This is a genomic window from Patescibacteria group bacterium (assembly GCA_041674405.1).
GTDB lineage: Bacteria > Patescibacteriota > UBA1384 > XYA2-FULL-43-10 > XYA2-FULL-43-10 > JBAYVT01.
Genome location: JBAYVT010000004.1, coordinates 56,926 through 72,695 on the forward strand (window position 1 = coordinate 56,926; position 15,770 = coordinate 72,695).

Sequence of the window (15,770 nt, forward strand, 5' to 3'; positions counted from 1 at the left end):
GCCCTTAACCGGGCGCTTCCTTTGTGTTTAAATAGGTTATTAGTTTTTAGTTAAAATCCGACATGTGTATACGCGGTAGTCTGTGGATTTGCCCACATGCCAGCCTTGGTGCCGTTACACAAGCCGTTTGTTTGCCCGCCGCCAGTGACATTTTTACATATGGTATCTGATGTAAGTGCTGACCAAGCATTTACATCTTCCCAACGGCCGGTCATGACCTGGGTTGGGACGAGCTTTTGATCATCTGTACTTGATGGCATGTCGTATAAGTTTTGGATGAATTTATTGGCCTTGTATTGTGCAGCCTCAATTATCTTTCTCTCTCTGGTTTTACTGTCTATACCATTCCATACCCCGAGATTTCCGTTGTCCACTATATCGGGTGATGGTGGTGATTCGATGCTAGGATAATAACCATCAGCTGTACACAAGTATTCAACTTTGTAAACACCAAAGAGGTTATTGTAAAGGATAATTGCCACATCAATTGCTGCTTGTATCCAGTTGCCATACAGAAAGCTGATAGTGGCATCCAGAAGAAGCGATAAGGTGCCAGGAGCAAGTCCGAGCTGCTCGTCCCATTTTGCCAATGTGTCGCCCAGAACAAGCCTTGCCGCATAAGAGATTGCCGCAGCCTTGGCATTTGCAAGATTGGCACCAGAAGCCCCGCTTCCGCCGGACGCAGCAAATGCCTGCTCTGCCTGTTTAAAGTTCTGGTACAAATTATAAAGATTTTGGCTTGTGCCTGGCGGCAGACCAAATGTCTTGTCAACAAATCCGCCAACAAAGTTTAGGGCAAACGATGGGCCCCCATAAATGTCTGCTAGAGATTGAAGCTTATTTCCAGCTATTGATAGTGCCCCTTCTAAGCTTCCAGTCTGAAGAAATCCAAGAATACCACCGAATGTGCCTTGGCCGAAATCGACCCCAAAAATCGAGGCTGCCTTACCTGTAATGTAATTATCTATTGTGTTAACGAGAGTTCCGTCGGCAGTGGCTGATCCCAAAAGGCCATTCAAAGCGCTCTTAAAGTCAAAGCTGTTCGGATCAGAAATAAAATTTTGTAGTGTTCCCAAGAATCCGCCCGGAAGAAAATCTATTCCGAGGTCATTCCGGATTAAGCCCTCGGCATATTCAAGTAGGGTAGTTGTCCGCGTCCAATCATTCCCCTGAAACATGCTGCGGGCAAAATCGGCAGGAATATTCGGATCCAGCCTGTGCAAGGCTAAATCAATTGATTTATACTCCACTCCCTGGCTCCAAATATTTGTAGCAAAGTCGATTGCTGCTTGCCCAGCGTTTAAGACATCAAGCGCTCGAGTATTGCCAATTCGAACATTTAGAAGGCTGTCAATTGCCGCCCCTGTATCAATCCCAGCAGTAATGCGCAATCCATTGTCAACTTGAAGATTTAGAATCGGCGCACTTGAAGTATCCGATGCACCCGGGAAATTAAGGCCAATGTTAATAATCCCGTTTGGAGGCCCAAGGTTAGATGATGTAGTAGAATCGGACAATATCCCGGTTGAAACGTTGAAGGTGGCGTTACCGGCGGCGATCGTCCAGTTGTAACTAGAATTAGTCAGCTGGTTCCATCTTTGTTGCTCTGCTGCCAGGCGAACGGCAATTTCCTGTGTTAAATCTCCATATACCAATCGCGTTAGATCGCTAAAATTAAACTTGAATGAATTTAGGGCATTTATTGCGTTGTCGTATGTTTCAAATATTCCCAAATTGAAGGGCAATCCGTCTTTGCCGGAATACATTTGGGGGATATTCATGACTGCACCTAGGAGCTGAATCGGCCTAAAATCCCCATAGAGAATTTGCTGGAAAGTTGAAGAGTCAAACCCGTCCATGTTTAGGAGATTTTTGAGAGAATATTCCAGGTTGCCGGCAATATCTTTGATCGTGAAATTAACTTGCAAATCTTTAAAAGCGTCCCCGACAAGTGTGTTTAACTGTCCCCCGATCGTGGACTTGAGGCAAGATTCCGTATCTCCACTGCCGCCAAATATCGAGAGCCCGCATCTTATGTCCGGATTGCCCAAGATCAATGTCTTGAATACTGAAGTCAATCCTAAACTGCTGTCAAATGCCTCGGCACCAAAGGATATTAATCTGTTAAAAGTTGTCTGAGGGTCTTGCAGAATTGTGGCCATGGTGCCTTCCGGCAAACCGGCTTTTTTATCCAGATTCCAAGAGAAAATATTGTTTAATGTACCATAAAGATCACCCATGTTATCGCCGGGATCTTTGATCCAGGTGATGAGATTGTTTATGTCGCCATCTGTTATTTGCCTGTCGCTGCCGTCTTGTAGCCCGAGTCCTTTTATCAAACCCGAAATCAAATTGTTCTGAGTTGCGGCATCAGTAACCTGGCGTACGTATTGGTTTATCGGGAAAATCTCACCCAGGCTTCCCGCGGTTGGCGAGGCAAGAAGCTTGACTGTTGTGCCATCCGGCAGCCCGAGATTGCGATCCAGAAAAGATAATCTGCCAACGAAGTTGTTCCACGAAGGTTCGTTCTGGCTAAATAAGGTGGCAATTGTATCCGAATTAAATCCACCGGTGCTTCCTTTTGAGACCAGGGAATCAATTGTCTTTTGTAATGCATCATTCACTCCGGTCCAGTTAGTGCCTAAGGCCTGGTAATAAGTTACAACGGAGTTTAGTTTTTGATAAAAGCTGTTTCCTGCATTCACATTAAAGAAATTTTCACCCATAGACTTTAATTCTGCATTTACAACACTGATCTCTTCTTGGCTTACCGGAATTTGGAACGCTTCGGCAAATTTAACAACCCCGACATTCTTTGCAACACCCAAAATATTTCCGCTTTTTAGCGACCCAGCCGGTAATCCGAGCAGTGACTCTGCTTTATTTGACCCAACACTGCTACCGGTGAACAAAGAAGCCAAGTCAAGGTTGCCTGTGCCAATAGAGTTACCGATAAGATTAGTTGATATTTGAGTGGCTGCGCACTTTCTTGCGCTTGCATTATCATTGTTTAGGAGCCCCGAAGCGGTACCTTTTTGCAGATTGAGGCTAGAATCTAGAATTGAGCTGCCGATTTTTGCGAATACGCTCTTTGAATTGCCGTTAAATATATTGAAGATATCGTCAGCGGTCAATCTTCCGGATCCTATTTGTGTTCCGATAGATTGGTTTACAGAAGATGCGGCAAGCTTGTCGACTATGTTGTAGCCAGAAACCTTTAGGTAGTCGAGCGGGACTTGCCCACCGGAGCTATTTTTATTCTGCCTTGAAAATACCGCTTCGCTTTCTTCAGTCGAGATATTTAGCCCGAAGTCCAAAATCTTTTCAAATTGGATAAGATTAGCATCGCTAAATGGCTTGGACGATGTATTATCAGAAACAAATGTGTCTAGGGCAGCTTTTATTTTATCAGCACTTCCATAATCCTTTAGGAAGTCTTTTGCCGCGGCAATTCCTTCGGCAGAAAATTGTGGCGGGAATGACCTAAAATAATTTTCGAGGTAAGAAGGAACTCCGCTGCCTGTTTGTGAAGCTCCTTTAGATATGTCCAAAGATAACAAATAAACTGCGTTTGCAATTTCGTCAGTATAATTTATTTTTTTATCATCGTTTGCGCTCTTGTATTCACTAGCAGCAGAATATGTGCTAAATATATGTTCGCCGGCTTTGTCGAAATACACGTAGCTATTGTCTGGTATGGTCGTGCCTGCGATATCGACATTTTGTATGGGCTGGCAGGGATTGTCAGGCGTTGCTGCTGCCATTAAGTAATTGTTGTGGTCGACGAAGTAAATTTGGTTAACCCCAGGATTGTCATTTCCTCCCTTGTGTGTCATAAACGCCTTAATCGCTGCTTCGGAAACATGCATTTTTGTTGCCAAAAGCCTGATAGTATCGCTGTCAGCTTCCGATTGGTCATATCCACCGATTTGTTGTCCGGTGATAAATTTCTCGGTCGTCCCGGCCGGCAGCTTGCTTTTCACGTCATTCGCAATCGCCTTGGAGCGAGCCGAAGACCACGCGCTGAAGCTGTTGTTCATAAGGTCATCAAGATCAAATCCCTTTAGTCCCATGCCCGATGCAAGAATATTGTTTGCTTTGCTCCGGCTTATTTTCAATTTGTTTACCATGCCGTCACGAAGGTCTGCCAAAGATTTTGGTGACGACAGATCAGATCCTGTTAAAATTGAGCTTCCGGCAACTCCAGCTTGCTCCTCAAGAGCTGCTGAACCGATGGCACGGAAAAAAATGTCTTTGAAACTTTGGCTGTTCTTTGCTTGGTCATTGTTTTTTGCCAGAGCCAGTGCGTCCGAAGCATATTTTAGGGCCTTTGAAGAGATCCCCAAGCTGCCGCTTAGTTTAGCTGAGGCAGCGCCAGATACTAAATCTTGCAAAGTAGTTTTTCCGGACAGGAACGAAACCAGGTCTCCCAATCCAAGCTTGGAGCCACCCAGATCGATGGAGGAAAACTTAATATCACTCAAGTGCAAATCTTCAATCTTAAAATCCGCCTGCTCGTTTCCAGTGGTGATCTCATATGCAGATTTTGTGATATCTTGTACATTCTGCATTACGCCATTGAGCTGGTGCAGATAATCGGAAAATGTTCCGTCATTGCTTGAAAGGCCTTCGGAGAGATCTGTAGATCCGGAAAATACCGGGGAGCTTGCTTCGTTAATGATACTGCCAATCGCGATTGCGGCTGTTGTTGTGTCTCCGCCTCCCGGGTTTGCATCAGCCTTTTCGGCAGCGGTCGCGAACACAGACAAAGCCTGTTTTAGAGCGTCATCCTTTGCTTTTATTGTGCTATTTAATTTGTCTGATACTGCGCTTGAAGCAGACGTATAACTTTGTATTCGTTGATTTAGAGTGTTCAGTGTGGACTTAATGCCGTTGATTCGGTCGGTATAATATGCCTGATCGCGAACATTTTTATTTTCTAATACATTTGAATTGTTTGCTTCTTGTGTTTTTTTATCGTCATAGCCCGAAGTCTCAAGTGCTTGCCTTAAGTTTTTTTGCCCTATTTTTTTGAAAGTACCGGCCGGGTCTGATCCTATGCCAAATAAATTTGCGAAATCGATCTGGTTTATGCCAAGCCTTGAGGCATAGGTTTGCACCTGGATTTGTGCGGTCTGCAAAGACGGCTCCTCTGCTGTATTGGTGGGAACATCTGTTGTAAATGTTGCATTTGGATTTTTAAACCAGTTGCTCAAATTTGTTCTTGATTGCTCGCCGTTTTCAAGAGCGCTCGATAGAGCAAAGATGCCAGCGTTCAATAACTGGTCCTGAGAAATTGTCCCCCCAAGAAAACTGGCCAGAGTGCCGGCAGGCAGATTAAAAATACTATCATTTTGGCCATATGAACCATTAAAGTTTTTGTATACATCCGCTCTTTTTGTGATGTAGCTTTCTGCAATTTGCTGTAGATAATTTGGAAGAGAAAGAACCCCGGCCTTAAGAGACGCTGTTGTTCCCGATCCCAAGCCGAAATCGGTATCGAGGGCACTTGGAAATGCGATTATGGTTGAAAGCTGGTTTTTTCCAATTGTAGAAAGCACATCATTAAGTCCGGATTTATTGAATGATCCCGAGGCAAGGCCAAATTGATTTTCAATTAATCTTGCTCCGATTTGGCTATATAGGCTTGGCTGATTCATTGACTGAACGTCGAAAACTCCCTCTGGCAGTGAAAGTTCTTGAATTATTCTCTCTCTTCCGATTTGGGCGAGAATATCGGCCCTGTTCTCGCCGGTGAGTGAGCCGTAGGGGAGGCCAAGGGCTTGTTCTATCCCGGCCCTACCCAGAGATTCTTCGAGGCCATCAATATTTAAGACCGAACCATCCATAAATGGGCCAGAAGGCAACGATAAGGCTTCTGCAATTATCGAGCCGCCGATTTGTTGTAACGTACCGGAAAGGTCAAGGTTCCAAAAATCTGAATCAGTTCCAGAGTTGATGGTATTGGCAAGAAATTGTTGGCCAACCAAGGTTAATACATCACTGAAACTATCTATGTTCATATTCTGTATATCAGAGAAATTCAGCCCGAGGCCAGATAGCATTTCAGTTATCGAGTCCTGGGACATTCTCTGTATTGCCGTATTGAAACTGGAATCAATCGCTGCCTTGTCTTTATTGTATCCTTCGGATGTTTGCCACAAGAGCTTAATGTTCATTGGAGGCTGGGGGATCTTGGTATCGCTGCCAATGCGGCGTTTTTTGATCAAGGTGCAGCGTATATCATCGATTTGCGAAATATCAAAAGCCTGCCCTGCATTATGCGCTGAAACTATCCGCGGGCTTTCATTGGTAATAATAAAATCTGAGATCGATTTCCCGTTATCATCAACGAGTTGCCCGCTTAAGAGGCTATCCTTTTGCTGAATTCCTGCTTCCGCTGCTAGTTCCCCAACGCCAGAATTGTCTTCCTGTGCCTTGTATTCCTCAATTGTTTGTTCTGATTCGGCTTTTTTCTCACTGTCTTTTTGTTCGGCCACCTCAGATTCCCTGGAGAATTTGGTTACATCGTTTGTATAACTATTTCTAATCTTATCAACCTGAATTCGCCAGTGCCCGGCACCTCCAATGGGGCTATTTTTTGGACGGACCAGATAATTGAGGGTATCAATAATCCGTTTATCAATTTTGGTATTTATAATACCTTCGACAGCGGAAACCACATATTGTTTTCCTGAATCATCCTGCATTTGTTGAATCATTGATTCTTGGTCAGTTTCAAATATCTGTGCAAGAATATTTGGGCTTGCGAGAAGACGCTGTGTTAGATATCCCTGCGTGAAATATTTTGCGGATGCGTTGTCAGCAAATTTTGAAAAGCCTTCCCAGTCACTTTCGCGCATTTGGTTTAGGCTGCTTATGTCTTTGCCGGTTAAGCGTGAAAGCTCAGACGCATCGCTTTTAAGGTCTGGGAGAACAGAATTGACCAAAGCAATATTTTCCAGATCTTTCTTGTCGCTTGGGTTTAGAATTATTTTGTCCGACAAAATCAAACCGGTTGAGCTCGCATTTTTATTAAGTGGTGCAGGCGCAACGTATTGGGTGACTGGGGCTGCATCAGTGTCTGGGGTGGCAATCAACTCATCGGCAGGGAGCGAATCATCAAAATTATCTGTTGCCGGTCCGCTTGCGGGAACTGTATCTTTAGCAGATTCTCCGGAGTAATCAGCATCTGACCCAACCTGGTCATTTCCTGAATTAGCATATTGATCCTCTTCGAGTGCCTGCACAATCATGGGTTGGTATGGCAACATTACCGAAGTTATGATTACAATCGGTATTACTAGAAAAGAAAACAATTTTATAAATTTATTTGTCATGAAGGGCCCATAGTCCTTTTATAAGTCCGCTATTTAATTCGCTGGCAGGCGAATATCTGGCCGGCCGGCCGCGCGACGCTTCGGCTGAAGGATCGTTCAGTACTAAGAATTTGTCGTCTTTGCTCACTCCGATAATTACAACCCAGTGTTGGCCGGTAGCCCGAAAGGCTGTAATACCTTGTGCTAAAATTGGATTTCCAGCGGCAATCTCTTTTTTGACCGAGTCTAAATTTCGAGGGACCTGTGCGAGCTCTTTGTTTAACCCTTTACTGTTTATGTAGCTGACCCAAGTAGCCTTGTCGAGCGCCATGCTGTGGTTTGTGTCAGCCAAATACTGGCCTAAAATATAGGGGGTTATTCCGGAAACTCCATAATAATTTGCAATCATTGCGGATGATGTAATTGCACACGCAGCACCTGCATACGAATTACGTTTACTGCTCCATCCTGCTGCTTGGCCAGGTTTGTCTCCCCATCTGGGATCGCCTTGATTGAAATACCATTTTGTCGGATCTCCAGGAACCGTTATTGAGTTGCCAAGAACTTGTTTTATATCGGCGGCATCAGCCTCGCTATAAACCGAAGCATCGATTGGCTGAGATTTTCCATCCATTCCACGATTTGATCCTGACATTCTGCCAAAGGCAGGGACGGTTATGAAAAATATTAGGAGAATGACAATGGCAATTGTGGTTAATGTCGGCCAGTTTGCGATCAAAAATGTTTTCAAAAAATTTTTGGTCGCGAATTTTAGTGCTTTGTTCGATAAATTATCCAGCGCTTTGCCAATAACCGGTAGTCTCTTTGCTGCCTCCCACGCTCCGCCAGTTGCTGCATCAAGCGCCTTGTCTTTGCCTGCATCGATTGCTTTATTAAGGACCTTGTTGCCGGTAACGCCGGAACCAGAACCGGATTTTGCCGCCGTTATGGCCGAGCCTCTCTCGTTTGGGCGCGGAGCCTCTGATTGTCCATCTAAATTTTCGTTATTAAATTCTTCTGGCATATTTAGCTCCAATTTCCTCCATATTGAAAATGCATTGCGTCGCATACTCCCTTAAATTTTGCTCCCCAAAAAAACCCGTTTTTTTCAAAAGCATCTGAAACAGCTTTGGGAATATCATGGGGGCACCCTGCTGGGTCACGAGGCCTTCCGGATCGTCTTCCATTGGGATTTTGGCCTGGATTAATATCACATGCTGCGCCAGTTGAGTGTGGGCTAAGAAGGCTGGGGCTATTCACATTGTGCCTCCAGTTATAACATCCAATATCTTTGATCTTGTATGTTGATCCACTACTTTTGATATCATTTACAACATTTTGGAGGGCAGGAACTATATACTTATTTACTCGAATTGAGTGGCCGAGAAAATTGAAATTAACTAGCTGCTTTTCTACTTCATTTTGTGTTTTTGAATGAAGAGCAGACTGAGCCTGTGATAATGACTTCCAGATTCCCACCTGTCCACTGCTTCCCGGACCATAACCACGAAAGTCTAAAGATCCGGAGACAAAATTATTAACTGGATTGGGGCTGGAACATTGTATTTGCCCAGGAACCAATTGTTTTAGAAAAGTGAAAAATATTTCCCTGTCTTCCGAGACATTATTTCTTGAATCAGATTCCGGCGTATATGCATCGATCCACCAAGTTTGAATCGCGGTTCCGGCAGGGCGATTTCCATAAGGCGCAACATTATCTCGTGCTTTTGTCAGGGTTTTTACATGTTTTGTGAGCTGGTCCTCGAAGGATGTGCTACCAGGAGCGACGCCAAACGCATAGCTTGGTTTGCCAAAGTTTTGCTCCTTGCCCCATGTGGCGATTGCTACAGCCGGATTTACACCAGCGGCCCTTGTGGCCTGAAGGATCTGATCAATACGCTCCTTGGAAGGCATGATACTTCTTCCGCCGAGTTTGGAGATTACAGAAGCAGAATCTGGAATTTCAGATGTGGAAGGACTTGTCCAGTTCTGATCTGGCATAACACATTCACCACCACCCCCCATAGCCAAGGGGGTTTCACCGGTGTTTTTGCGCATTGTTGCAAATGTCATGCCAGCAGCTGTGCCGGCGACGAGGAATGTCAAAACTGCGCTGATTCCAATTGCAATCACCACATTTCCTCCGGATCGTGAATTTAATTTGGCTCCCTCCATTTATCCCTCGCCTACAAACCTGTTTGATACAAATGGTTATTCGAAACAAAGTATAGAGTTTTGTTGTCCTTCGAAATCGAAAGTTCTGTAATATATACGCCCGAAAGTGGAATCGAGAAACCGATTTTTTGTTTAGAATCTACATTAAATTTAAACAAACTTTCTTGCTGTGTCTCCGGGTCATAGGTAGCGACGGCGATATTGGAATTATCAATCCAAACAATTTTGGAGATTATCGCTTTTATTCCAAGATCTCTGGCGTTTGATCCGTCGCTATTCATAACGGATACCTCTGATTTAACTGGATTTGAAGGGTCATCCGAGGTGGTTGTGTAGATAATTTTATTACCATCTGGCGAATATAAGGCTTCTTGGTTGTTGCCAGTGTCGGTAATATTTTTTACAGCCATCGTGTAAGCATTCAAAAGATAAATTTTGTTGCCGCTTGCATCGGTATTGCGTGGGATAATAAGCAGCCATTCTGACGAAGGCGACCATCTAAGATATGGGTTTGTAATGCCGTAATCTTTTAGGTTGAGGGCACGTTTGATGTTTGTGTTTGCCTTGTCCGCGAAAATGATTGATTGTTCGCCCGAAGATGGGGCATATGAATAAGCAATCTTGGAATCGTCTGGTGCCCAGGCGACATTACCGATATCGTCCCCAAATTTAACTTCCTGTTGGCTGACAAAATTATATTTTTGAAAATCAAAAAAGTATGCGGCGCTTCCTTTCTGAAAGAGGGCAGCATCTTTCTTGGGTCCCCAGACAATATTCGTAATTCCGGAAAAACCAGGATTTGATATCTGTCTTACATAGTCTACACTGCGGTCAGATTTGAACTGGATTTTGTAAAGTGCTGATTTGCCGCTTCCTAGAAACATAAGCGAGTCATCTTCATCACCGGTTGTGATATTATCTACCGGCAAATCTTTAATGTTACCAAGTGGCAGGACAATCGGTTTTGGTACCTCGACAAGATCAACTTGCACAGATTTACTGCGCCCGCCACTCAGAGTCAAATTCATAATTTGCGTTACGTATCCGTTTTTCTTGACAGTCAGAACATGATCGCCGGGTTTTGTGGTAATCTTGGCCGTGCCGTCAGGCAGGGTGCTTACAGGGGCGCTGTCAAGCAAAATGTTGGCGTCTTGCGGGGTAAATTTGACCGACAGAGTAGATCGGTTCAGGAGAATTATTAGGACCACCGCTGCAACCACTAAAATTCCCAAAAGCAGATACGCTTTTGATCTTAAAAAATTCATTTCGTCTGTGATTTTCATATTATTCTCCCAATAATTGTTTCGGATCCGTGGTGATGATTTGATCTTCGGCATATGATGCAACAATTTTTATGGCGACATGGTTTAAACCGGCGAAAAACAATCCTTCGCCTACATCCGATTGCAATAGAATATATTTTTCCCCCTCCGTAAGGCCGAAAGTCTCTGCGATTACATCGATTGACGAAGTGGATTGCTTCATGAGCATCTGCATAGAAGAGTTGGCAACCACTGCTTTTCCATATCTTGAACCTAAGAAATCTTCCACATCTTGGCTGATCACGGTAACTCCAAGGTAGTATTTGCGCGCCCGTTTTACTAAGCCGTGTAAGAATTTGGCAGAATCTTCGTATTGCATCATCCACCAAGCTTCATCAATAACCATCAAGCGGCGGCGCATATCCATGCGGATTTTGGTCCAGATATAATTTAATATCAGATACATCGCGATCGGCCGAAGTTGCTCTTCGAGATCGCGGACCGAAAACACCACAAAACCAGGCTTGAGTTCAAAGTTGGTAGTCTGGTTGAACATGCCAGCAAACGTGCCTTCGGTATATTTAGACAACCGCGCCCTCAAAGACTCGCTGCTGCCCATATTGGACAGAACATTGTAGAAATCTTGCATCACTGGCGGCTCATTTTTTTGGCTCTCTGGGTCGGTAGTAATGTCTTTGATCGCATATGTCTCATACAAACCCTTATCTACCAGAGCGTCTTCTTCTGGGGAAAGTCCACCAACCATAAGATTGATGAGTCCGTGCAACGAAGAGATGGTTGACCTTAGAACATCATCTCCCGATTCTTCTCCTGATTCGGAATGGGGAAGATCAAAAGGGTTAATGCGATGCTCGGCATTTAAAGAAATGCTTAGATAACTGCCCCCGACGGCCTCACAGAGCGACTTATATTCATTTTCTGGGTCAACTACGACCACATCTGTTCCCGACATCAAATAGCGCAAAATTTCAAGCTTAACTGCGTAAGATTTACCAGAGCCGGACTTTGCAAAAACCACTGAATTGGCATTTTCCAGATCAAATCTGTCAAAAATTATCAAAGAATTATTGTGGCGATTGATCCCGTACAATATTCCGTCATCCTGGGTAAGCTCAGTAGATGTAAACGGGAAGGTTGATGAGAGTGATCCAGTATCAAGGTTGCGAAGAACACCGATTTCATCAGTCATCAGAGGAAGGGTGGTGTTGAAACCCTGTTCCATCTGCAGGAGTGTTTGTTTGGAGTAAACTAGCATGCCGCCGAGAGTAGATTCAAGCTGTTCTGTCAGGGTGTTGAGATCGTCTGGGGTTTTTCCATAAATTGTGAAATATAATCCGAACTGGAACAACCTCATCTCACCTCGTTGTAACACGTCACGCAAGGACTCAACATCTCCTAGTGCTGTTTCCATTTCCGGATCTCTTGGGGCACCCTTCTCTTGCTCGATCATCATCGTTGACTCAAGTTTTCCGACTTGTTTTTTAAGGTCATACATGACATCTTTTGACTCGAGCGGGTGAATATACATCCCAATATCCATCGTAAGATCATAATCAATGATTGGGGAAAGCCAATTTGTATCTAGGTAACGCGGATAGGTAAATACGAATAAAGTTTTGATAAAATACTCACCCAGTTGCAGATAATTCGGTGTCACAACAAAAGCTGCCGGAGCGATGAGGTCACGCACCGAAGATAATCCCTGCGATACGGCATCGATTGTTTGGTCGGTTGCCTTATCGGCCCAGAATTTAGGATCCGAAGCTTGTTTTTCTCGCTTTGCAATGTTTTTTTGGGCAAGAGCTCTTGGGTCCTGGGTTGCTATTTGTTTTTGATCGTTATCAGCCATTTTACCAGCCAAAATCTTTATTTAATGCAGGATCGCTATCTGGATCATTTGTGGCTTTCGGGTTCACTGGTGGATTGTTAGGTTGGGGAGGTGTTTGCCTGTTCTGTGGCGGTTCATTAATACTTGTGCCGGATTCTTGTGATTGCGCTTTAGTTTGGGTTTCCGCAGTCTGGCTTTGTGGTGTGGCCGGCTTCTCTTGCGCCTCTGCTGCCGGTGGAGCCGGTGCGGTGCTCGGTGCGTTGGAAGAATTTGTGTTTGCGGATACCGTATTGTTTGAAGTCGTCGGCGCTTTCATGTCTCTTTCTGCGTTTTTTTCTATCGCCTGTTGTCTTTCTTCCTGTTCCTTTTTCTGCTGGGCATTAACTATTTCTGTGTTATCGATTGTAGATTCATCTTCAATCTGGCTGGGCTCGAGAGCCTCGTCTTCTTTGTCTTTTGTGTGTGTAACAAAAGCTGAGGCGAAAGTATTTGCTTCTTCTGCAAGCCTTTCCTTGCCGGCAACCTCGGGATTGTACGTGCTGTAAAGAAGCTCAATCACTTCTTGTGTATTTAGTTGCTTGCAATGTAATCCGATCGAGCCGAGGCCCTGGGCGACGGTAGTAGCGCGCTGCTTTAATTCGGTTGTGTATCGGGCATAGTCTTCTTCGGAAACCCTGAGCTGGGCAGTTTCATTATTCTTTTTGAAAAGCTTATCCAATATTCCGCCGTTATTTGTGACCAATGGCTGATAACCGACGGTTACGTAAAAAGTTTTTTTCATAATATTGGCTAGGTTGATAAGCTGAGAGACGAAGTCGACATAATCTTCTGTTTGCAACTTCAAAAGCTCGTTTTTCTGTTTTTCCGCCAATTTCTTAATCTTGTTTAAATATGGGGTCAAATCCAGTTTTTTTGATGAAATCAAAATCTCAATCGGAAAATGAAGCGAATTTAAGAAGCTTTGGTAATTAAAAATAATGCTATTTTGCTCTTGCTCGCTCTTTAAGTCGAAATTTATAGCAGCAACAGACATGACAATGCGGTATTGCCCGTTTCTCAGAATAACTATCCCGTCGCGAATGCCTGCGACCAAAACGTTTTCTTGGGTTGTGGGAGCTTTGACGGTAGCCATGCTTACCTCGTTGCAATATTATTATTTGAAGAATCCAGCGATTTTGCCATTCTTTCCATCTGCTCGCGGGTTATGTGTTTGGATTCGACATGCGTAGCCGATTCCTTTTCTGGATTTTTGTAAACTTCCACGTCAAACCCTGATTCTTCTCTTTGCCAAACGCGCATCCTTGGTTTGCCCATAAAAACAAACAAAGAAGCAAGAAAATGCAAAAAAGGCCGTTCGTTAATTTTAAGAAATATCAGAGCCAATGTAAAAAGTGCAACCATTATAGCTAAAAACAAGCCAAACATGTTTGGTATCGACATATAGCAGACATACGCCAATCCGCCGCCAACGACAGCATAGACAAACTGAAGCATTGTCAGCGGTCCCAAAATGCGATCCTGCATATCTATATTTTGCGGAACCTTGTAACGCAATTTCCCTCGCTCCCTCCTTTTGGAGTTCAAAGGATCGCTAAAAATCTCAAATCAATTGTAACACAATTGATTTGGAAAAAATAGGAAAAATTTTGACCAGTTATTCTATCGGTGAAAGAATGTTCGTTTCATTGGCAAGAGCGCCGAGAAATGCACCGCCAACTGCTAGCAGGCCCGTGCTAGATGCCTGGGATTCCGGAGTTGGATTTTGTTTGTCGAAACCGCCCCAGCCATCATAATATCCCATTGAATCCAAATCCAGCCCATCAAAATCTTCGCCTAAATGGCCTTTTTCTGATTGGACGATTCTCTTTATGGTGTTATAAAAAACTAAGTACGATTCGATTGCGCGGGAGATCCCGGGATGTTCCGTCCTTAACTTTTCTATTGAAAAATTTCCGCCGGCGATACCTTCGGCAATTTCGGCATATTTTGTACTAATTTCTCCTGATTGATCTGTATCCGATTCACTAATGCCGAGTTCTGAACTGGAGAAACGGCTGAAACTGCCGGGATCGAGCTTTTTAAGGCATACCTCTAAAAAGCTCAAGAAGCTTCCATCGCTCTGGAGATAAATGGCAGTGTAATCGGTTACAATTTCTTCTGCTGCCATGATTTCGCGCGACTTTGTGAACTTTTCTTCCGACCCCCATTTTGCTTTTTCTGTCGGTGAGAGTGAATTATATTCCGATTTTTCCAAGCTCTTAATCACGTTTCTGACGTGTTGCGGCTGAAAATCAATATAATCTTTTGCATTTCGAATGATTTCTTTTGCCTCTCTAAGCGAAATCTCGATCGGAGAATTGGCATTTTCTTCATCTGCTTCGGATTCTTTGTGTTTTGCGACAGCGACTATTCCGTGGGATATCTCGTGGTCGATCATTTGAACAAAATCCAAGCTCAGGATTTTTCCTTCGGAAGTTGCAAAATTATCTTTCAGGGCAGATCTCGAGAGTTTGATAACCCCTCCCCCAAAAGACATAATCCCTTCATAACCAGCCGAGGCTCGAGATTCGTCCTCTAAACTATCGGATATTTCAACATTTTGAACGAGTGTACAGACATCATTAGCGGTAAGGTGCCCATTGATTATCGGGAGAGATAGGGCATAAAGGATCTCTGTTTTTTTACTCAATACTCCCGAATACTCAGGGTTTTTTGATAACTCGGAAATAGCGGCATCTGAATCTTGAAACAGCGCTTCTGAACGTGCGATAAAAATCGCCGTCTCAGTGAGAGCGCTACTAGATGGCGCAGACTCTCCGTATCGCTCTTTTAATATCGCATAAATTTTTTCAATCAGGTAAGAATTCAGATTTTCGTCCGATATATGATTGAGGAGAATTGCAAAAACTTCTCTCTTGTCCAGGGAGTGGCTTTTATTTTCGTGAGTCATTCTTTTCGTTGCTTCGAGAATAGAGGGACGATTCTGCTCGGTAATTTCAACTTCACCGGAATGATCTATCTCCGGTTCTGCCCCTTCCTGGCCTTCGTTGCCCCCTTCTGGTTGTTCTCTTGTTTGATCCGCTTCCGAAATTTCTGGCGATTGTCCAGGTGGGCCAGCAGAAGGGTTTGGGGCGTCAGTGGCCATGACAGCCTTTCTTTTTTATC

General features: G+C 44.0%; 8 protein-coding genes. All 8 read right to left on the minus strand.

From position 1 onward, the window contains the following. Positions 1 to 50 precede the first annotated feature (50 nt). On the minus strand, positions 51 to 7,340 hold the full coding sequence (locus WC080_03250; protein ID MFA7244273.1) for a hypothetical protein: 7,290 nt from the start codon (positions 7,338 to 7,340) through the stop codon (positions 51 to 53). Then, positions 7,330 to 8,343 (minus strand): C39 family peptidase, encoded by a 1,014-nt coding sequence (locus tag WC080_03255; GenBank protein ID MFA7244274.1) that lies wholly within the window; start codon positions 8,341 to 8,343, stop codon positions 7,330 to 7,332. Before WC080_03255 ends, WC080_03250 begins: the two co-directional genes overlap by 11 nt. Positions 8,344 to 8,345: 2 nt before the next feature. Further along, the gene (locus tag WC080_03260; protein MFA7244275.1) at positions 8,346 to 9,494 is read right to left on the minus strand and encodes a M15 family metallopeptidase; all 1,149 of its coding nucleotides are present in this window, start codon (positions 9,492 to 9,494) and stop codon (positions 8,346 to 8,348) included. Between the two features lie 11 nt (positions 9,495 to 9,505). Next, positions 9,506 to 10,777, minus strand: a complete 1,272-nt coding sequence (locus tag WC080_03265) for a hypothetical protein (GenBank protein ID MFA7244276.1) — start codon at positions 10,775 to 10,777, stop codon at positions 9,506 to 9,508. A 1-nt stretch (position 10,778) separates the two neighbouring features. Next, a complete protein-coding gene (locus tag WC080_03270; GenBank protein MFA7244277.1) occupies positions 10,779 to 12,638 on the minus strand; it encodes a DUF87 domain-containing protein in 1,860 nt (619 codons plus the stop codon). Next, positions 12,628 to 13,737, minus strand: a complete 1,110-nt coding sequence (locus tag WC080_03275; protein MFA7244278.1) for a hypothetical protein — start codon at positions 13,735 to 13,737, stop codon at positions 12,628 to 12,630. Before WC080_03275 ends, WC080_03270 begins: the two co-directional genes overlap by 11 nt. A 2-nt stretch (positions 13,738 to 13,739) precedes the next feature. Continuing rightward, positions 13,740 to 14,189, minus strand: coding sequence for a PrgI family protein (locus WC080_03280; GenBank protein ID MFA7244279.1), 450 nt, complete (start codon positions 14,187 to 14,189; stop codon positions 13,740 to 13,742). 70 nt (positions 14,190 to 14,259) lie between these two features. Continuing rightward, positions 14,260 to 15,750 (minus strand): hypothetical protein, encoded by a 1,491-nt coding sequence (locus tag WC080_03285; GenBank protein MFA7244280.1) that lies wholly within the window; start codon positions 15,748 to 15,750, stop codon positions 14,260 to 14,262. Positions 15,751 to 15,770 lie beyond the last annotated feature (20 nt).

Coding starts and splice junctions, on each gene's coding strand:
- WC080_03250 (MFA7244273.1), bottom strand. CDS start 7,340: ATGACAAATAAATTTATAAAATTGTTTTCTTTTCTAGTAATACCGATT.
- WC080_03255 (MFA7244274.1), bottom strand. CDS start 8,343: ATGCCAGAAGAATTTAATAACGAAAATTTAGATGGACAATCAGAGGCT.
- WC080_03260 (MFA7244275.1), bottom strand. CDS start 9,494: ATGGAGGGAGCCAAATTAAATTCACGATCCGGAGGAAATGTGGTGATT.
- WC080_03265 (MFA7244276.1), bottom strand. CDS start 10,777: ATGAAAATCACAGACGAAATGAATTTTTTAAGATCAAAAGCGTATCTG.
- WC080_03275 (MFA7244278.1), bottom strand. CDS start 13,737: ATGGCTACCGTCAAAGCTCCCACAACCCAAGAAAACGTTTTGGTCGCA.
- WC080_03285 (MFA7244280.1), bottom strand. CDS start 15,750: ATGGCCACTGACGCCCCAAACCCTTCTGCTGGCCCACCTGGACAATCG.